Source organism: Lautropia dentalis (assembly GCF_003892345.1).
GTDB classification, from domain to species: Bacteria; Pseudomonadota; Gammaproteobacteria; order Burkholderiales; family Burkholderiaceae_E; genus Lautropia; species Lautropia dentalis.
Genome location: NZ_RRUE01000002.1, coordinates 48,578 through 66,536, shown reverse-complemented (window position 1 = coordinate 66,536; position 17,959 = coordinate 48,578). Strand labels below are relative to the sequence as shown.

The window sequence follows — 17,959 nt, the reverse complement described above, 5'->3', positions numbered from 1 at the left end:
GGGAATGCCGCCTTTTCGTACGAGTCGTGCAGTAACATGATCGCTCAAAAAAGAACAATAAAAACATTCTGTCATCAAAACAAATATTCATGTGCTGCCCATGCACTGCCTGCCCGTAATTTTTGATGGGCCGTGAACTTAACGATTTCGGGAAATAACGCCTGAGCCCTTCTTTGGCCGTGCACGGTGCCGGCAGATGACGGGCAGGCTCTCTACACTGAAAGGGTTGCCCCTGCTTCCTGCAGGGGCCATTTCCGTGGAGAGCATGGTCATGATTTCCCTGTTTCAGAAGCGTCCCCTGGTGGCGTGCATCGGCGCCATCTTCGTGCTTGGCCTGAGCGCCTGCGGTGGCGGCAGCGAGGGCAGTGCCCCGCCGGCTTCGTCATCCGGTGACATCCAGACCAAAGCCGTTCAGGGTTCGGACGCTGGCAAGGCCGCCAGCCCTGCCAGCGGGACGGACGACAGCACCGGCAGCCAGAATGCCGGCAGCACCGCTACCCGTGCTGGTGAACAGAGCGCGAGTGCAGCCGGCCAGCCGGTGGGTGCTGCGGAAGGTGCCGCCGGCACGGCACGGGCCGCAGCTGCCGACACCAGCCAGCCCGCCACCATGGAAGAACCCATCACGGCCCGGGCCGTCCGTGGTGATGTCCTGGCCACGGCCGTGGTGCAGGGTGCCAGTGCCACCCGTGCACTGGCCGCGCCGGCAGAGCAGATCTCGCTGCAACAATGGAAGGATGGCGGGTTTGCCGAGAAACCGACCGAGCCCACCGTGCTGTACAGCGAAAAACTGGCCGCGGCCGCCAATCCGGGCGATGCGCTGGGGCCGTTCACGTTCGACAGTCGGCTGTGGATCGATGCCACCCGCGTGCCGCACAGCTTCGATGCCCTGCGTGTGCGCTTCGGGCTGTCCAGCGGTTATCCGCTGGCGACGCTGCCGGCAGGGGCTGCACAGGACGCCGAGGTGCTGCGGGTGGGGCGACAGCTGCAGGCCGAGCGCCAGGTCATGGGCCAGGGCCGTACCTACGGCGAGCCCCAGGTCAAGACGGCCACGGCGGCCAGCGATACCGTCATCCGGCGCAATGCCCGGTTCCAGAGGGACGGGCAGTTCATCAGCTGGGAGGGCGACAAAAGCGACCCGAATGCCGTCAGTGTCGAGTGGTGGCTCCGGTTCCCTGCCGGTGGCAGGAACGACCGGCAGTTCGACCTGTGCATGTACGTGAGAGGCTGGGGCATGGCCGAGGGGAACGATTGCGGCACCTGCCAGGTGGCGAAGGTGGAGCGCGAGAATTGCGGCCAGTGGGAAGTGCCCCAGAACTGGCAGCCGGGCCAGCCGCTCACGTATCGGGGCCAGAAACTGCAGGAGACGCGCGAGCGCCTGCGCTTCGACAGTGACGGCAACCCCTACGACTACTACCGCTATTACCAGGACTGGAAGAGCGGCGGCCCGGACCGTAACGCGGAGGATGCCGATGTCGTACCTGCAAAGGCTACGGCACCGCTGGGTGAAGAGGGGATCAGTGGTGCCGCACTCTCGGCCATGCTGGATGGGCTGAGCGCGCGTGCCCGCAAACAGGTCAACCTGCCCCAGTACCGGGATGCCGTTGCCGCGGCCCCCCTGGGCACCCGGGTGCCCAATGCGCCCGAACCTGCCCGTATTTCCCAGGAGAGCCGGTGCGATATCGCCTCGTACGAAGATCACAAGGATTCGGGCGCTGACGGTTACTCGCCGGCGCTGGGCCCCTATACCTGCCGTGACTACACGCAGTCCCTCAGCCGGGATGCCAACAGTCCCGGCAGCCCCGCGGACTTCTATCGCCGCTTCGTCCGCGTCGGGGTGACGGCCCCGGTGGAAGCCGATGATTTCCAGGGCAGCCATGCCGTCGTGCTGGGCAAGACCGTGCAGGCAACGGTGAGCCATCTGGACGCCAGTGAAGTCGTCCAGAACTTCGACCTGACGCTGGACGCTGGCAAGCGCATGGTTCTGCATGACGATGCACTGGCCCGTTTCGGCGTGCTGCGGGAATGGCGTGCCAACGAGAACGGCCAGGATCGCCGGGTTCGCCTGATGGTCGTGCAGGGCAAGACCGAGGGAACGGCCGACCTCTGCTGGCGGGTGGAAACACCCCAGGTGCACCGCACGAGCTGCTCGGTCTGGCACATTCCTTCGGGCTGGAAACGCGGTCAGCCGCTGCAACTGCAGGACCAGTACGTGGAAGACGCCCGCGTGCACTATCCGGATGAATCCGGCATGCGCTACTGGGAGGCCGTGCCCGCCGATGGCGTGCCGGTACAGGCCGATGCCGGTGCGGCGACTGGCACGGGCACGGACGGCGCAGCAGCTGCCCGGTGATCCCTGCTGCCAGAAGCCTGAAGTCAGAAAAGCAGCCGGCCTGAAACCAGCCGACCGGAAATACCATCCGGGCGGCTCGCAAGCGGACAGGGTGGCAGGCAGCGGGATGCGGATCATGCATCCATGACCGTCCGCTGCTGCTACCCGCCCCGCTGATACCCCCGCTGCCGCGCCACGAACCGCTCGATGGCTGCGCGCAGCTCGGGGGTGATGCCGGCCGAGGCCCCCAGCGCCGCCATCGCGTCCACGGCGCGTGACGGCACCACCTCCTTCTCGCGGGGAGGCGGTGCCTCGGGCATGACCACCGTGTTCGGCCGGAACTTCACCCGGTTGACCAGCCAGCCCCGGGCCTGCAGGCCATCCACCAGCCGGGGCTCGTACTGGCGCAGCCGCGCTGCCAGCGCGGAAGAGGGGGCCGTCACCAGCAGCACCTGCTGCTCCAGCTTGATGGGAATCAGCTGCACCCGGGGCAGCAGCGTGCGCAGGTCCTGCCCCAGCCGGTCGAGCCGCTGCCAGGTCTGCCATAGCTCCGGCGTGCGCGCCTTCATGTGATCCAGCATCGGCCGGCCCTCCCGGTCGCGCTCGCGCCGGTTGCGGGCGGAGGAAAAGGCAGCGCCAGGGAAGCCGTCCTCACCATGGAAACGCCCGCTGCCACCTGTCGCGTACCCGCCCTCCCCATCTGCCTTCTGCCTGCGGCCCTGTCCGCTGTGCAACGAAAGCCGGCCGCTGGTTTCCTCCTGCCCGGCTGACGGGAACCTGAAGGCGCTGGTGTCGTCCTGTTGCTTCTGTCCCACGTCCCTGCCGCCAGCCCGGCCGCGCGTGCGCGCCGGTCGGCTGCCGGCGGAGGCAGATGGGGGTTGGCCGTTGAAATCCGGGTCGCGTGATACCATTTTCAATTCACTTTGCCCAGGAAAGCATCACGCTTTCCGAGGGGGAAGGTCTGTCAGTTTCGGCGACATGGCCGGTGTGTCCGGGGGTCGCGCGGGAAGTTGCCGGGCCTTTCCCGGGCGGGTTCCCGGCGGCCGGCCAGTCCGGCATCGTGCCTCGAGGCATGGCCGTTCGCAAACCCGCCCGGCCCGTCAACGGGTGCATGGTGCTCCCGGCATGTTGCCGGCTGCCATTATCGCCTGCCAACCCTCCTGCCCATGTTCCAGACACTACTGACCAGCATCTTCGGCAGCCGCAACTCGCGACTCCTGAAACAATACCGCCGCCGGGTGGCGCGCATCAATGCGCTGGAGCCTCAGATGGAGGCGCTGTCCGACGACGAACTGCGCGGCAAGACCCGGGAATTCCAGGACCGCATCAAGGCCGATGTCGACGCCGGCAAGCCGGTGGAAGATGCACTCGATGCCGTCCTCAACGAGGCCTTCGCCGTCTGCCGCGAAGCCTCCAAGCGCGTGCTGGGCATGCGCCACTTCGACGTGCAGATGCTGGGCGCCATGGTGCTCAACGCCGGCAAGATCTCCGAAATGCGTACCGGCGAGGGCAAGACCCTCACCGCCACGCTGGCCGTCTACCTCAATGCCCTGGCCGGCCGCGGCGTGCACGTGGTGACGGTCAACGACTATCTGGCCTCGCGTGATGCCGCCTGGATGGGCCGCCTCTATGGCTTCCTGGGGCTGACCACGGGGGTCATCGTCGCCCAGCAGCCGCCGGACGAAAAACGGGCCGCCTACCGGGCCGACATCACCTACGGCACCAACAACGAGTACGGCTTCGACTACCTGCGCGACAACATGGTCTACGACCCCGAGTCGCGCATGCAGCGCAAGCTCTTCTATGCCATCGTCGACGAGGTGGACTCCATCCTCATCGACGAGGCCCGCACGCCGCTGATCATCTCTGGCCCGGCCGAAGAAAACGCCGAACTCTACGTGCGCATGAACGCCGTGCCGCCCATGCTCACCCCCATGGAGTCGGAGCCCAAACCGGGCGAGCCCGACCCCGAGGGGGACTACTGGGTGGACCACAAGGCGCACCAGGCCTACCTGTCCGAGGCCGGTCACGAGCACGCCGAGCAGATCCTCGCCCAGCTGGGCATGCTGCCCGAGGGCGCCAGCCTGTACGACGCCGCCAACATCTCGCTGGTGCATCACCTGATGGTGGCGCTGCGGGCGCACACGCTGTTCCAGCGCGACCAGCAGTACGTGGTGCAGAACGGCGAAGTGGTCATCGTCGACGAGTTCACCGGCCGCCTGATGGCCGGCCGCCGCTGGTCCGATGGCCTGCACCAGGCTGTCGAAGCCAAGGAAGGCGTGAAGATCCAGGCCGAGAACCAGACGCTCGCCTCCATCACCTTCCAGAACTACTTCCGCATGTACGAGAAGCTGGCCGGCATGACCGGTACGGCCGACACCGAAGCCTACGAGTTCCAGGAAATCTACAACCTGGAAACCGTGGTGGTGCCCACGCACCGCCCGATGGTGCGCAACGACATGCAGGATCTCGTCTACCGTACCGCCAAGGAAAAATACGACGCCATCCTGGCCGACATCCGCGACTGCCACGAGCGCGGCCAGCCGGTGCTGGTGGGCACCACCTCCATCGAGAACTCCGAGCTGGTGTCCGGTCTGCTCAAGAAGGCCAAGCTCCCGCACAACGTGCTCAACGCCAAGCAGCACGACCGCGAGGCCGAGATCGTTGCCCAGGCCGGCCGGCCGCACCAGATCACCATTGCCACCAACATGGCCGGCCGTGGTACCGACATCGAGCTGGGCGGCAGCCGCTCGGCCGTCATCGCTGCCATCGAGGCGCGGGACGATCTGGACCCCGCCGCCAAAAAGGCCGAGATCGCCCGCTTCCAGGAAGAATGGCAGAAGGTCCACGAAGAGGTACTGGAGAAGGGCGGCCTGCACATCATCGGCACCGAGCGGCACGAATCCCGCCGTATCGACAACCAGCTGCGTGGCCGTGCCGGCCGTCAGGGCGACAAGGGTTCGTCACGCTTCTACCTGTCGATGGAAGACCCGCTGCTCAAGATCTTCGCTGGTGACCGTCTCAAGGCCATCATGGACCGGCTGCGCCTGCCCGAGGGCGAGGCCATCGAATCGGGCCTCGTGTCGCGCGCCATCGAATCGGCCCAGCGCAAGGTCGAGGCCCGCAACTTCGACATCCGCAAGCAGCTGCTCGACTACGACGACGTGTCCAACGAACAGCGCAAGGTCATCTACGCCCACCGCAACGAGCTGCTCGACGCGGAAGAAGTGGCCGAGGTCATCACCGGCCTGCGCCAGGGCGCGCTGGAAGAAGTGTTCCGCCGCCACGTGCCCGAAGGCACCGTGGAAGAACAGTGGGACATCGCCGGCCTCGAGAACGAGCTGCACAACGAATGGCAGCTGCCCGTGCCCGTGTCGCAGTGGCTGAAGGAAAATGAAGATCTGGGCGACGAGGAAATGCTCGCCCGCATCACCGCCGAGGCCGACAAGCGCTATCAGGAAAAGGTCGACCGCGTCGGCACCGGGGCGTTTGGCAACTTCGAGCGCTCGATCATGCTGCAGTCCATCGACCAGCACTGGCGCGAGCACCTGTCGGCGCTGGATCACCTGCGTCAGGGCATCCACCTGCGCGGCTATGCGCAGAAAAACCCCAAGCAGGAGTACAAGCGCGAAGCCTTCGAGCTGTTCGAGAACCTGCTGCAGGTCATCCGCACCGAAGTCAGCCGTGTGCTGATGAACGTGCAGATCCAGTCGGCCACCGAGGCCGAACAGGTGGCCGAACAGGTCGAGGACCGTGCCGAGCGCACCGCCGGTGGCGCCCGCCTGATGCACGCCGAAGCCGCGCCCGGCCTGAACCCGGACGAAGACCCGGAAGCCGTGGCCCTGCGTGCCCAGCAAATCGCCTCGGCCCCGCAGGCCCAGCGCCCCGTCGTCAACGGCCACCATGTGGGCCGCAACGATCCCTGTCCGTGCGGTTCCGGCAAGAAGTACAAGCATTGCCACGGGAAGCTGGCCTGATCCGGACCTGGCCGACGCGGTATCGCGTCGGCCGCCGGAAATCATGCGATTTTGCGCATGAAAAAACGCCCGCCATGACCTTTCAGTCTGGCGGGCGTTTTTATCCTCAGGCGCTGATGGCTGATTCAGCCATGGAGCGCACCAGATTGCGCTTTGGGGGGCGTCAACCCTCACCCTCGATAAAGCGGCCGATTTCATGGCCCGCGTAGGCGCCAGCCGCGGTTGACACTACTGTGGTAACCCCTCCCACAGGGAGGCTGGCAGCAGCTCCAATGGCTGCGCCGATACCCGTCGCTACATCGGTAATAATGCCCGCGCCTTCGACGGCGTTGATTTCCTGCTGATTCAGTTCTCGCATTTTTAGCTCCTTGAAAATTGTGTTGTGCACCTGATTCGTGACTGAAGTCGGTTAATCAAAGCGTGCAGAAGTATCCTAACATCCGGATTCGATGAATGTGCCATGGTTTGCCCTCCCATGTTTTGCTGGTTAATTTATACCAAGATTGAGGGGCGATAATCATGGCTCCTGATTCTGATTATTCCTCGCCAGCAATATCCGCGATTATGTTGCCAGCGTAGTAACCTGCCAGACTTCCCAGCCCAGAAAGTGCTGCCGATGCCAATGGGGTTCCCCCTGTGCCGACGGCGGTTCCAACAAATCCTCCAATAGCTGAGCCCCATGCTGTGTAAGTACCACGGTCGCCACCAGCAATGACGTTCAGTTCGTTTTGAGTCAGTTCACGCATGATCACCTCCTTGAAAATTGCGTTGTTCACGTGCCAGGCTGCTGCCCTTTACCTGAAATGGGCTTCCAGTCAGTGTGAGTCGTTGTGATTTATGACTTCATCGAAAGGATAGAAACCGCCTGAACGTGTGAAGGAATCTTACGTTCGAATTCGTTGCCTGATCTCACCCTCCCCTGCCATGTTTCGCGGGGTTCCTGTGCAAAGTGGTGATGGGTTCTGTCGCCTTTTCACCAATGAATGCAAAAAAAAGGGATGGGTAACCGGTTTGGTGCGGTAGGTGCTGACACATCCGTCGGCATAAAAATGGTCTTTGTCCAGAAAGTTTTATGTTTTCCTGAGATAAACAATGAAACAAAATATTGCCATGACGCTGTTCTGTTGCGGCGTATGTCGGGTCTCATTCCTCTTGTGATCTCCCACGACTAGGGGCACGGCGATCTCAAGAGTCAAGCGCAACAATGTTCCTGGCGTAGTCATCAAGAACCTTCGTCATGACTTCGTCAGGGGTCTGGCCATCACGCAGGATGCGCTGCCCCTGGGGCTGCCCTGTCGAGTCACCCGAGGGGGAGGTTCCCTCGGGTGACTCGACACCGACCCTCCATGGCCATTCTCCCTCATGTGGGTGTCTACGGAAGTCAGGCTACCTCACTACAACCTGCGCTGGCTGCTGCGGGCGGTGGCCCGTCTGGGGCTGGGGCGGTTTTTTGCGCTTTGTGCGCTGCTGCAGGGATTGCTGTTGTCAGTAGCGATCAGGCGGCCGGGGCCGGCCGCGCTGCCTACTTGTTGCTGATTCAGGATTCTGCAGGGCCGACGAATTAGAAATTTACTTTTTCAATCTGTTTATTGCATGGTAAATCTGCACGCAGCGTTGTGCAATCATCGAAACAAAATAGCAATCTGACAGGCTGGCTAGCCAATTGATACTCCAAAAGAGCCGTGTTAGGCTTCACCTTCAAGAAGGGATTGATCATCATAGATAATAGCAACATGGAATCTAGCGACCAAAAAAACATAGGAGGGTTCATTGTAAAATTAAAGTCATTCCATTCGCCTTAAAATCAGAAACCAAATTTTCGACCAGAGGAAGTCGTAAACCATATAAAAGAGGATCGTTATGAGAGAATTGACACACAAAGAAACGATGTTAATTGGAGGGGCTGGCCCACAAATTGATACCATGAATTCCACAATTACTGGGGGGGGGAGCGGGGTACGCCACAGGCCTTGCGGTGGCAGAAGCAACAGGAGCGGGCGCGCTTCAGGGGGCTAGGTTTGGCCTTGTAGGCGCAGGCGTTGGTGCTGCAATTGGCCTTGGCGTCGGACTGTACGATATGTATCACGACGACAATTGAGGTCACATTCATTCTTCGCAAGCACACCGCTTTCAGCGTGTGCTTGCGATTGACAAGGAGTACCCCGTCAGAAATCGTGAGTAGAGAGATCACACAGACTGACGAGGGAAGGACAGAATTCGTTTATGGTCCGCCGGAGTACAACCATGCCACACATCCAACAAGAACTGGGGCCACGTTCCAGTCCGAAATCTGTTGCGCTATGGGTATTCACCATACTTGCGCTGTTTTTTTCTGGAAGGACGTTTTATTTTCTGGTCACAGAAGGCTCAAACCCAATGGCAACCAGTGTGATGCTCATGTGGTTATGTCTTTTCATGATGTTCCGGCTTAAGTCTTCGGTAAACGGCCAGTTATCTACATCTTGAACGCAGCATAGCCCCCGGGCGATAGTGAACCCCCTCTCACAGAGGACCATGTTCTCAGACTCAAGTGGCAAATGCAACATGGCGATCTCAAGAGCCAAGTACAACAAGGCTCCTGATGCGGTCATTGGGATCTCCGTCATGGCTTCGTCAGGAGGGCTTCGCTCAGAACCGGTGCAGCACGGTGTAACCGCGTGATACCCTTGCCCAACATCGCCAGGCGAACGCCCAGCGCAATCACCGAGGAAGCCCCATGCCCGTCAATCTCTCCGCCCCCGACGCCGCCCGCCTGCTGCCGGTAGCCGGCGTGGAACTGGGTACCGCCCGCGCCGGTATCCGCAAGCCCGGCCGACGTGACCTGCTGGTGGTCCGCTTCAGCGAGGGAACGCGGGCGGCGGCCGTCTTTACCTGCAACCGTTTCTGCGCCGCGCCCGTGACGCTGTCGCGCGAGCATCTCCAGACCAGTGGGGGGGAACTGCGGGCACTGGTGATCAACACCGGCGTGGCCAATGCCGGCACCGGTGCCGAGGGGGTGGAAAACGCCCGCCAGGTCTGCGATGCCGTGGCCATTGCCCTCGGGGTGCCGATTCCCGCCGTGCTGCCCATGTCCACCGGCGTCATTCTGGAGCATCTGCCCGTCGAACGCATCATCGCGGCCGTTCCCGAGGCCGTATCGAATCTTGCGCCGGACCGCTGGCTGGAAGCCGCCGAGGCCATCATGACCACCGACACGCTGCCCAAGGCCGTGTCCCGTCGCATCGAGGTGCCGGGCGGTACCGTCACCATGACGGGCTTCTCCAAGGGCGCCGGCATGATCCGCCCCAACATGGCCACCATGCTTGGCATGATCGCCACCGACGCCGCCATTGTGCCGGCGCTGCTGCAGCAGTGGGTCAAGCGCGTGGCCGATGCCAGCTTCAACCGCATCACGGTGGATGGCGACACCTCCACCAACGACACTTTCCTGCTGGTGAGTACGGGTCAGGATAGCGGCACGGGCCAGCCCCCTGTGAAGATTGCCAGCGATACCGATCCCGGCGCCGCCGATGTGCTGCAGGCTCTGACCGACACGGCAATTCAGCTGGCGCAGGCCATCGTGCGCGATGGCGAAGGTGCCACCAAGTTCGTTACCATTCGCGTCGAAGGGGCAGGTACTGAGGCCGAAGCCTCTGCTGTGGCCTATGCCATTGCCCATTCGCCACTGGTCAAGACGGCCTTCTTCGCCTCCGATCCCAACCTCGGGCGCATTCTGGCAGCCATCGGCTATGCCGGCATCGATGATCTGGATGTGCAGAACCTGGAGGTCTGGCTCGATGACGTGCGCGTGGCCAGCCAGGGCGGGCGTGATCCCGCCTATCGCGAGGAAGACGGCAGCCGCGTGCTGGCCCAGGCCGAATTTACCGTGCGCGTGGTGCTGAACCGCGGCGCCGTGGCCACCACCGTCTGGACCTGCGACCTGTCGCACGATTATGTGAGCATCAATGCCGATTACCGATCCTGATACCCGCGTGCGCCTCGGCCGTCTGCTCGATGCCGTCGAACCCCTGCTGGCCCAGCTGAACCAGTCGCTGCTGGTGGCCCGCGAGCCGGACTGGACGGCCAGCGCCTTTCGCTGGCAGCGTCGCCAGACCCCGTTCGGCAGCGTGGGCGAGCTGCACGCCATCCATCGCCCGGCCACCCTGCGGCTGGAAGACCTGCAGAACGTCGACGAGCAGAAACGGCTGGTGGAGGCCAATACCCGCCAGTTCGTCCGCGGCCTGCCGGCCAACAACGTGCTGCTCACCGGCGCGCGCGGCACGGGCAAATCGTCGCTGGTCAAGGCGTGCCTGCCCACCTTTCGCGACGAGGGGCTGCGCCTGATCGAGGTGGACAAGGCCCAGCTCACCGACCTGCCCGAGATCGTCGAGTGCATCCAGCACCGCCCCGAGCGTTTCATCATCTACTGTGACGACCTGTCGTTCGAGCAGGGCGAGGGCGCCTACAAGGCCCTGAAGACAGTGCTGGACGGCTCGCTGGCCGGCCAGGCCGACAACGTGCTGATCTACGCCACCTCCAACCGCCGGCATCTGATGCCCGAGATGCTGTCGGAAAACCTGCAGGCCAGCCATCAGGACGACGGCGAGATTCACCCCGGCGAAACCTCCGAGGAAAAGGTGTCACTCTCCGAGCGCTTCGGCCTGTGGATTGCCTTCTACCCCTTCCGGCAGGACGATTATCTGGCCGTCGTGGCCCACTGGCTGCGGCATTTCGGTGCCGACGAGGCGGCCATTGGGTTGGCCCGCGCCGATGCCCTGCGCTGGGCGCTGGAGCGCGGTTCCCGCTCCGGCCGGGTAGCCTGGCAGTTTGCGCGGGACTGGGCGGGGCGGGTGGGCTTGTCCTGATCCCGTAAGATACGCCTCATGACCCAGACCAAAATCGTCAACGTTGCCGCCGGCGTGCTGATGCGTCCGGACGGCCATGTCCTGCTGGCCCAGCGCCCGGCCGGCAAGCCCTATGAAGGCTGGTGGGAGTTTCCCGGCGGCAAGTTCGAACCCGGCGAAAACGCCGAAGTGGCTGTCACGCGCGAGCTGGAAGAGGAGCTGGGCATCCGCGTGCTGGCCTCGTCGCCCTGGGTGGTACGCGAGCATGTCTACGAACACGCCCACGTGCGGCTGTTCTTCCGGCGCATCACGGCATGGGAGGGTGAGCCCCGCGGCCGCGAGGGACAGCAGCTTGCCTGGTGTGCGCTCGATACCGTCAACCTCGACCCGCTGCTGCCGGCCTCCGTCGACCTGATCCGCTGGTTGCAGCTCTCGCCGGTTTATGTCATTTCTGACGCGGCCGGGCAGGGTATCGACACGTGGCTGGCGCGCCTGTCGTCGTGGCTGGAGGGGGGGCATGCCATACCGGCATCCGCCGCTGCCTCTTCGAGAGCAGCGCCTGCCGTGCCTGGGGTGGGGGCTTCTGCTCGAGCCGTTTCTGTAGCGGCGGTGGGGCGTGATGTTTCCGTTGATGCAGAAGCGGAGCGCGACGCTCCCGCTTCGGCAGGGGCTGATGCCGGTGAGTCAGCGGTGATCCGCTGGGCAAGCCGGAGCTTGCCGCGTTTGCTGCTGCTGCGTGAGCCCGACCTGCCCGCAGACGCCTTCTCGCATCTGCTGACCGAAACCCTGGCGCGCCTCGAGGGCCATGACGTGCGCGTGCTGGTCAGCAGTCGCCATCCCGAACAGGCCGCCCGCCTTGCCGCGGAACGCACCCGAGGTGGGTTGCATCTGACCGGGGCAGATTTGCGGGCACTGTCCCGGTCGGGAGGTGATGTGCAGAATGAGATGCAGGCTTCTGCGTGCGGCTGGGCCGGCCAGAAGAATCTGCAGATATTGCGTAGTGAATACCCGCTGATCGCTGCCTCGTGCCACAGCGTGGAAGACCTGCAGCGAGCCGGCTTGCTGCAACTGGACCTGGCCGTATACGGCCCGGTGCTTCCCACGCGCAGCCACCCGGGCAGTGCCGGACTGGGCTGGGCCGCCTTTGCGCAGATGCTGGCCGCTGCCCCCATCCCCGTCTACGCACTGGGAGGTATGCTCCCTGCCCATCTGCCCAACGCCCTGCAGGCCGGCGCCCAGGGCGTGGCCATGCAGCGTGGGGTGTGGTAGAAAGGCCGGTCAGCGCCTTTTTATGCAGGCAGGATCTACCCATGGGCAAACTCGACTCAGACACCGAAGCCGCAGCTCGCAGGTTTCTCGGGCGCATTTCCGGTCAGTATCCCGTTGCTGGTGCCATTGTCTACGGCAGCCGTGCCCGGGGTACCCATCAACCGGAGAGTGATGCCGACCTTGCTGTTCTGCTCGATGGTCCGCATCTGCCTCTCATGCGTACCGCGCTGGCAATGGGCGACATCGCTTACGATGTTCTGCTGGATACCGGCATCAACATCTCGCCGCTGCCCATCTGGCTGGATGAATGGCAAAGCCCGGAACGCCACAGCAATCCGGCACTGTTGCGTAATATCGTCAGCGAAGGGGTGTGGCTATGACGCCCGAGGCACTGATGATGAAGGCAGCCCAAGCTATCCGGTCTGCCAGATTGTTGCTGGAGGCGGGGGATGCAGATGGTGCGAGCAATCGGGCGTATTATGCGATGTTCGATGCGGCCCGCGCCGCTTTGTTGACAGTTGGTTTGGACGTTGGGAAGACTCACAAAGGCGTACTGAATGCGTTCAGTAACAGCTTTGTGCGAAACGGCCCGTTACCCAAGGATACCGGCCGCATGTTGAAGCAGGCCGAAACATCCCGCCTCATTGCTGACTACAACGGCGATCCGGTGGAGAAGGAGGAAGCACGACAACTTGTCGAGCAGGCGGATGCTTTCATTTCCACCGTTTCAGCAAAGCTTCTTGGCTGAGGTTCGCTTTCTGGAGCCGGGATGCCAGCACGGATGCATTGATGTGCCGGAATTGTCCAGCCAGTAGTCGCGACAGTTCCGTTTCATCGAAGTTCAGTGTTGTCGCGGTCTGGCGTAGTGACCATCGACGGCGTTTCATGATGTCTGCAATGTATGTCACGAGCTGGGCCTTGATCTGCATCCCTTCCGGATCCTCATAACCCAGGTCGGCATAGACATTGCCGCTGCTTTGTTCAAACATTGCGCTCAATGCCGCATCCCCTCCGGCGGAATGTCATCATCCGCCTCGACGGGCTGGCCGGGCACCACGTACTCGTCATTGGCCCAGGCACCCAGATCGATCATCCGGCAGCGCTCCGAACAGAACGGGCGCCAGCGGTTTTCCGGGGCGAACAGCGCCGGTCCCTGACAGGTCGGGCAGTTGACGGTGATGCGGCGAGGGGTGGGGGCGTCGGTACTCATCGAACGGAGATGGGGACGGGGAGAGCGGCACACAACTCCCCCCGCAGAGGGAGGCTGGCCGGCATCCATCCCATCAGCACGGGCTTACAGATTGCACAGACTCAGCTCGAAGTCCACGCTGCCCTCGTAGGGCCGGGTCTGGAACTCGCGGTCCAGCCGCCCGAAGCGGATCCACAGCATGTACTTGTTGGCCGAGAACTCCGGAATGGCGCCCAGTGTCTCGTCCAGATGGATTTCGGCCAGCTGGTAGGTCTTGCCGCCCAGCTGCTGCTGGTAGCTGCCGTTCTGTGACGTGACCCGGCTGCGCTGGCCCGATTCGCGCAGCAGGCGCAGCACGATGGTCAGCGCCTCGCGTACCGGGCCGAACGGGCGCGCCCACTCGATGATGGCCTCGCGCCGTTCCTCGGGCGCCCGGTGCTGCCACGCATAATAGAAGGGCAGGTCCACCTGGAAGCTGCAGCCGGCAATCACGCTGCGGCTGCGGATGTTCATCAGCCAGTCGTTCTCGCGCAGCGACTGTCCGGCCTTGCTGGCACTGCGCTGCAGTGCGGTGGCGGCATCCTCGATCTCGTCCAGAATGGACGACAGCGCATCCACGGCCACGTCCGGATCATCCCGGAACGACATCAGCGTCTGCCGCTGGCGCTCCAGCTCGTGCAGCAGGTCCGTGCGTACCTCGGCACGCGACGACAGCTCCATGATCTCGAACAGCGCGCCCAGCGCCGCATGGTGCGACAGCGCATCGTTGCGCGACACCAGCCGCTCGAAGCGGCGATACAGCTCGTCGAGTCGCAGCATGGTGCGGACCCGTTCGTTGAAGGGGTGCAGGTAGATGATCATGGGCTTACTGGGTGAGGCAGAGGCAGTGCTGGCCGGTCATCATGCGCGGACCGGTGCAGCACGTCGAAGCTTCGAAGCAGGGGAAACACCCGTGGTGTGCCGCGGGGACGCATGCGTTCACGGCACGCGCCGTGTCTCCCCTGCCGATCCCCCCGATGATAACCTTCCCGACAGGCCGCTCCAGCCAGCCGTCGCCCGCCAGCCGCCGGATGGCTGAAAACAGGCGAAGCAGGGCGGGCTATGTCCCCAGCGTCAGATACCGCTGGTGCAGGGCCGCCACCTGCGCCGCCGTTTCTTCCAGGCTGCCGCCGTTGTCGATTACGTCGTCGGCCACGGCCAGACGACGTTCCCGGCTGGCCTGCGAGGCCATGATCGCCCGTACTTGCGCCTCTGCCAGCCCCGAGCGGGCCATCACCCGCGCCACCTGGACGTCCTCCGGGCAATCCACCACCAGCACCCGGTCCACGCGCTGCTGCCAGTGCCCCGACTCCACCAGCAGCGGCACGGCCACCAGCACGTAGGGCGGGCGGTGAACCAGGGAGGCAGGGCGTTCTTCAGCTGTCGTGGTGTGGATGTCTGCGCGTTCCACACCCGTCGTGGTCTGCTTTCCGGCAGGGGCGGTGCCTGGGGGCATGCCGGCACCGGCTGTGTCTGCCGTCTGGAGGTCTGCCGTGTGGGAAGCCGCTGTTTGAAGGCCCGCGCCTGCCAGCGCGGCCAGCTGCCGCTGCGCCTCCTGCTGGATCAGCGGATGCAGAATGCCTTCCAGCCGTTTGCGTTCGGGCGGATCGGCAAACACCCGTGCCCGCATCGCTGCCCGGTCCATGCGGCCGTCCGGGGCGATCATGCCGTCACCAAACGCCTGCCGGATGGCCCCGATGGCGCCGCCGCCCGGTGCCGTCAGTGCGTGGGCAATGGCATCGGTATCAATCAGCGCTGCGCCATGCCGGATGAAAAGGTCGGCCACCGCGCTCTTGCCGCTGCCGATGCCGCCGGTGATGCCGATGGTCAGCAGATCATGTTCTGTTTTCATGTGGTTATTGTGACGGGCAGACGTCTGGCCGTCATCCGCCTCTGGCCGTCACTCGCCCGTGGCCATTACCCGTCCGTGGCCGTCATCCACCCGTGGCCATCACCGATACGGGCGCCCCCATGCCCATCAGCGCCATCACCTGCCCGCCGAAGAACAGCATGGCCAGCCCGGCACCGGCCAGATACGGGCCGAACGGAATGGGCTGCTGGCGCCCGTGGTTGCGGAACACGATCAGCGAAACCCCCACCACCGCACCGATCACCGACGACATCAGGATGATGGCGGGCAGTGCCTGCCAGCCGAACCATGCGCCCAGCGCGGCCAGCAGCTTGAAGTCGCCATAGCCCATGCCCTCGCGGCCGGTGAGCAGTCTGAACAGCCAGTACACGCTCCACAGCGACAGGTAGCCGGCCATGGCGCCGATGACGGCATCGGACAGCGGCGCCATGGCTCCGCTGGTGAGATTGAGCAGCAGCCCGCCCCACAGCAGCGGCAGCGTCAGGCTGTCGGGCAGCAGTTGCGTGTCGAAATCGATGAAGGTCAGCGCCACCAGCACGCAGCAGAAAAGCGCGGCTGCAATGCCCGTGATGCCAAAGCCCAGGTGCCACACGCTGGCTGCAGCCAGTACGCCCGTCAGCAGCTCCACCGCCGGATAGCGCACCGGAATGGGGGTGCGGCACTGCCGGCATTTTCCGCGCAGGCACAGCCACGACAGCACCGGAACGTTCTCCAGCGCCGTGATCTGATGGCCGCAGTGCGGACAGCGCGAGCGCGGCACCATCAGGTTGAAGGTTTCCCGGGGGGCGCTGCCAGCAGGTACAGGGGACGGGGCACCAGCTGCATGTGCAGGTGCCGGGGCCTGTGCCTCGCTCGCTGCCGTGCCGGGATGTTCCTGCCGCGACATGGTTACGCCGTCTGCGGGCACGGCCGAAGCTTCCCCGGTCCCGTCTGGCGTCTGCCGTGCGGCGGTTTCCGCCATCATCGCCTGCATCTCGTCTTCCCACTGCCGCTGCATCATCAGCGGCAGCCGGTGGATGACCACGTTCAGAAAGCTGCCCACCAGCAGCCCGACGATGCCGGCCACCGCCACCGAGAATTCCGGCGTGATCCAGTAGATGTCCTCGATACCCATGTTCTGCCCTGAAAATGAACAGGGGCGGCCGGCAAAGCCTGACCGCCCCCGCGTCCTGTCGGATGTTATTACACCACCTGACCCAGCTTGAAGATCGGCAGGTACATGGCCACCACCAGGCCGCCGATCAGCGTGCCCAGCACCACCATGATCAGCGGTTCCATCAGGGACGACAGCCCCTCCACCGCATCATCCACCTCGCGCTCGTACACGTCGGCCGATTTGCCCAGCATCGAATCCAGCGAACCGGATTCCTCGCCGATCGAGGCCATCTGCAGCACCATGTTCGGGAACACGTTGGCATTGTTCATGGCCACGGTCAGGCTGGTACCGGTGGACACTTCCTGCTGGATCTTTTTGGTGGCCTGCAGGTACACCACGTTGCCGGCGGCACCGCCCACCGAATCCAGCGCCTCCACCAGCGGCACACCGGCGGCGAACATGGTGGACAGCGTGCGCAGCCAGCGGGCGATGGTGGCCTTGCGGATCACCGGACCGAAGATGGGCAGCTTCAGGAACAGGCGGTCCATGAACATCTGCATCTTCGGCGAGCGCTTCCACGCCTGCAGGAAGAAGTAGATGCCCAGACCGATACCCCCGAAGATGATGTACCAGTTGGCCACGAAGTAATCGGACAGCGCCATCACGAACAGCGTGGGGGCCGGCAGGTCGGCGCCGAAGCTCTCGAACACGCTCTTGAAGGCCGGCACCACGAACAGCATGATCACTGCCACCACGATGAAGGCCACCACCATCACGGCCGTCGGGTAGAAGAGGGCGGATTTGATCTTGGCCTTGATGGCCTCCATCTTCTCCTTGTACATCGCCAGCCGGTCCAGCAGGTCGTCCAGAATACCGGCCTGTTCACCGGCACCCACCAGGTTGCAGAACAGGTTGTCGAAATACAGCGGGTATTTGCGGAAGGCCTGCGACAGCGAGGTACCCGTTTCCACATCGGCCTTGATGTCGGTGAACAGCTTGGCCACCGCACCGTTGTCGGTCCCCTTGGCCACGATGTCGAAGGCCTGCAGCAGCGGCACGCCGGCCTTCATCATGGTGGCCAGCTGGCGGGTGAACAGCGTGATGTCCTTGTCCTGGATCTTGCCGCGCGCGGCCTTGTAGCGCTGCTTCTTGATGCGCGTCACCACGATGCCCTGGCGCCGCAGGGTGTTCACCACCACCGTTTCGCCGCTGGCACGGGTCTCGCCCTTGAGCGTCTTGCCTGCCCGGTCGCGTCCCTCCCAGACGAAGGTGTATTCCTTGACCTTCGGTTTCTCGCGCGCAGCCCTGGCTGCGGCTGTCGTTGTGGCTGCCATGTCAGTGTGTCACTCCGGTGTATGCGTTTCGGT

General features: G+C 63.8%; 16 protein-coding genes. 7 read left to right on the top strand and 9 right to left on the bottom strand.

All coding sequences use genetic code 11. The features are described 5' to 3' along the window. The first annotated feature begins 271 nt into the window (after positions 1 to 271). The gene (locus EHV23_RS08295; RefSeq protein WP_125095666.1) at positions 272 to 2,350 is read left to right on the top strand and encodes a hypothetical protein; all 2,079 of its coding nucleotides are present in this window, start codon (positions 272 to 274) and stop codon (positions 2,348 to 2,350) included. A 140-nt stretch (positions 2,351 to 2,490) separates the two neighbouring features. Here the strand turns inward: EHV23_RS08295 and EHV23_RS08290 are convergent, their stop codons facing one another. After that, positions 2,491 to 3,144, bottom strand: coding sequence for a DciA family protein (locus tag EHV23_RS08290; protein ID WP_125095665.1), 654 nt, complete (start codon positions 3,142 to 3,144; stop codon positions 2,491 to 2,493). 351 nt (positions 3,145 to 3,495) lie between these two features. Here EHV23_RS08290 and secA point away from each other — a divergent pair, with 351 nt between their 5' ends. Next, positions 3,496 to 6,306: a preprotein translocase subunit SecA gene (secA, locus tag EHV23_RS08285; RefSeq protein WP_125095664.1), complete on the top strand. Its 2,811-nt coding sequence runs from the start codon at positions 3,496 to 3,498 to the stop codon at positions 6,304 to 6,306. Positions 6,307 to 6,469: 163 nt separating this feature from the next. On the opposite strand, the gene EHV23_RS08280 is transcribed toward secA, so the two are convergent. Both EHV23_RS08280 and EHV23_RS08275 read right to left on the bottom strand, forming a co-directional pair. Beyond that, the gene (locus tag EHV23_RS08280) at positions 6,470 to 6,664 is read right to left on the bottom strand and encodes a hypothetical protein (RefSeq protein WP_203228952.1); all 195 of its coding nucleotides are present in this window, start codon (positions 6,662 to 6,664) and stop codon (positions 6,470 to 6,472) included. A gap of 178 nt (positions 6,665 to 6,842) precedes the next feature. After that, positions 6,843 to 7,082, bottom strand: a complete 240-nt coding sequence (locus tag EHV23_RS08275) for a hypothetical protein (RefSeq protein WP_125095662.1) — start codon at positions 7,080 to 7,082, stop codon at positions 6,843 to 6,845. 1,940 nt (positions 7,083 to 9,022) lie between these two features. Here EHV23_RS08275 and argJ point away from each other — a divergent pair. The 5 genes from argJ to EHV23_RS08250 are packed head-to-tail and all read left to right on the top strand — an operon-like array spanning position 9,023 to position 13,146. Further along, complete coding sequence (gene argJ / locus EHV23_RS08270) at positions 9,023 to 10,270, top strand: bifunctional glutamate N-acetyltransferase/amino-acid acetyltransferase ArgJ (protein WP_125095661.1); 1,248 nt, start codon at positions 9,023 to 9,025, stop codon at positions 10,268 to 10,270. Beyond that, complete coding sequence (locus tag EHV23_RS08265; RefSeq protein WP_125095660.1) at positions 10,251 to 11,150, top strand: ATP-binding protein; 900 nt, start codon at positions 10,251 to 10,253, stop codon at positions 11,148 to 11,150. Before argJ ends, EHV23_RS08265 begins: the two co-directional genes overlap by 20 nt. Before the next feature lie 18 nt (positions 11,151 to 11,168). After that, on the top strand, positions 11,169 to 12,398 hold the full coding sequence (locus tag EHV23_RS08260) for an NUDIX domain-containing protein (RefSeq protein ID WP_125095659.1): 1,230 nt from the start codon (positions 11,169 to 11,171) through the stop codon (positions 12,396 to 12,398). Between the two features lie 41 nt (positions 12,399 to 12,439). After that, positions 12,440 to 12,778 carry a nucleotidyltransferase domain-containing protein gene (locus tag EHV23_RS08255; RefSeq protein WP_125095658.1) on the top strand — a complete coding sequence of 113 codons (339 nt, stop codon included), beginning with the start codon at positions 12,440 to 12,442 and terminating at the stop codon, positions 12,776 to 12,778. 14 nt (positions 12,779 to 12,792) lie between these two features. Then, positions 12,793 to 13,146 carry a HEPN domain-containing protein gene (locus EHV23_RS08250; protein ID WP_238990392.1) on the top strand — a complete coding sequence of 118 codons (354 nt, stop codon included), beginning with the start codon at positions 12,793 to 12,795 and terminating at the stop codon, positions 13,144 to 13,146. Here EHV23_RS08250 and EHV23_RS08245 read toward each other — a convergent pair. The 6 genes from EHV23_RS08245 to EHV23_RS08215 all read right to left on the bottom strand — a co-directional run bounded on the left by EHV23_RS08245 (position 13,112) and on the right by EHV23_RS08215 (position 17,926). Beyond that, entirely contained in the window at positions 13,112 to 13,387 is a 276-nt protein-coding gene (locus tag EHV23_RS08245) for an XRE family transcriptional regulator (protein WP_125095656.1), read from the bottom strand. The genes EHV23_RS08250 and EHV23_RS08245 overlap by 35 nt on opposite strands. Before the next feature lie 5 nt (positions 13,388 to 13,392). Next, positions 13,393 to 13,608 carry a DNA gyrase inhibitor YacG gene (locus EHV23_RS08240; protein WP_125095655.1) on the bottom strand — a complete coding sequence of 72 codons (216 nt, stop codon included), beginning with the start codon at positions 13,606 to 13,608 and terminating at the stop codon, positions 13,393 to 13,395. An 84-nt stretch (positions 13,609 to 13,692) separates the two neighbouring features. Next, entirely contained in the window at positions 13,693 to 14,448 is a 756-nt protein-coding gene (zapD, locus tag EHV23_RS08235) for a cell division protein ZapD (RefSeq protein ID WP_125095654.1), read from the bottom strand. 238 nt (positions 14,449 to 14,686) lie between these two features. Continuing rightward, the gene (coaE, locus tag EHV23_RS16065; protein ID WP_238990391.1) at positions 14,687 to 15,478 is read right to left on the bottom strand and encodes a dephospho-CoA kinase; all 792 of its coding nucleotides are present in this window, start codon (positions 15,476 to 15,478) and stop codon (positions 14,687 to 14,689) included. Between the two features lie 82 nt (positions 15,479 to 15,560). Then, positions 15,561 to 16,610, bottom strand: a complete 1,050-nt coding sequence (locus EHV23_RS08220; protein ID WP_125095653.1) for a prepilin peptidase — start codon at positions 16,608 to 16,610, stop codon at positions 15,561 to 15,563. Positions 16,611 to 16,678: 68 nt separating this feature from the next. Further along, complete coding sequence (locus EHV23_RS08215; protein WP_125095652.1) at positions 16,679 to 17,926, bottom strand: type II secretion system F family protein; 1,248 nt, start codon at positions 17,924 to 17,926, stop codon at positions 16,679 to 16,681. Positions 17,927 to 17,959 lie beyond the last annotated feature (33 nt).

Excerpts from the sequence above, each read along its gene's own strand:
- EHV23_RS08295 (WP_125095666.1), top strand. The coding sequence starts at position 272 with ATGATTTCCCTGTTTCAGAAGCGTCCCCTGGTGGCGTGCATCGGCGCC.
- secA (WP_125095664.1), top strand. The coding sequence starts at position 3,496 with ATGTTCCAGACACTACTGACCAGCATCTTCGGCAGCCGCAACTCGCGA.
- EHV23_RS08280 (WP_203228952.1), bottom strand. The coding sequence starts at position 6,664 with ATGCGAGAACTGAATCAGCAGGAAATCAACGCCGTCGAAGGCGCGGGC.
- argJ (WP_125095661.1), top strand. The coding sequence starts at position 9,023 with ATGCCCGTCAATCTCTCCGCCCCCGACGCCGCCCGCCTGCTGCCGGTA.
- EHV23_RS08265 (WP_125095660.1), top strand. The coding sequence starts at position 10,251 with ATGCCGATTACCGATCCTGATACCCGCGTGCGCCTCGGCCGTCTGCTC.
- EHV23_RS08260 (WP_125095659.1), top strand. The coding sequence starts at position 11,169 with ATGACCCAGACCAAAATCGTCAACGTTGCCGCCGGCGTGCTGATGCGT.
- EHV23_RS08255 (WP_125095658.1), top strand. The coding sequence starts at position 12,440 with ATGGGCAAACTCGACTCAGACACCGAAGCCGCAGCTCGCAGGTTTCTC.
- EHV23_RS08250 (WP_238990392.1), top strand. The coding sequence starts at position 12,793 with ATGATGAAGGCAGCCCAAGCTATCCGGTCTGCCAGATTGTTGCTGGAG.
- EHV23_RS08245 (WP_125095656.1), bottom strand. The coding sequence starts at position 13,387 with ATGTTTGAACAAAGCAGCGGCAATGTCTATGCCGACCTGGGTTATGAG.
- EHV23_RS08240 (WP_125095655.1), bottom strand. The coding sequence starts at position 13,608 with ATGAGTACCGACGCCCCCACCCCTCGCCGCATCACCGTCAACTGCCCG.
- zapD (WP_125095654.1), bottom strand. The coding sequence starts at position 14,448 with ATGATCATCTACCTGCACCCCTTCAACGAACGGGTCCGCACCATGCTG.
- coaE (WP_238990391.1), bottom strand. The coding sequence starts at position 15,478 with ATGAAAACAGAACATGATCTGCTGACCATCGGCATCACCGGCGGCATC.
- EHV23_RS08220 (WP_125095653.1), bottom strand. The coding sequence starts at position 16,610 with ATGGGTATCGAGGACATCTACTGGATCACGCCGGAATTCTCGGTGGCG.
- EHV23_RS08215 (WP_125095652.1), bottom strand. The coding sequence starts at position 17,926 with ATGGCAGCCACAACGACAGCCGCAGCCAGGGCTGCGCGCGAGAAACCG.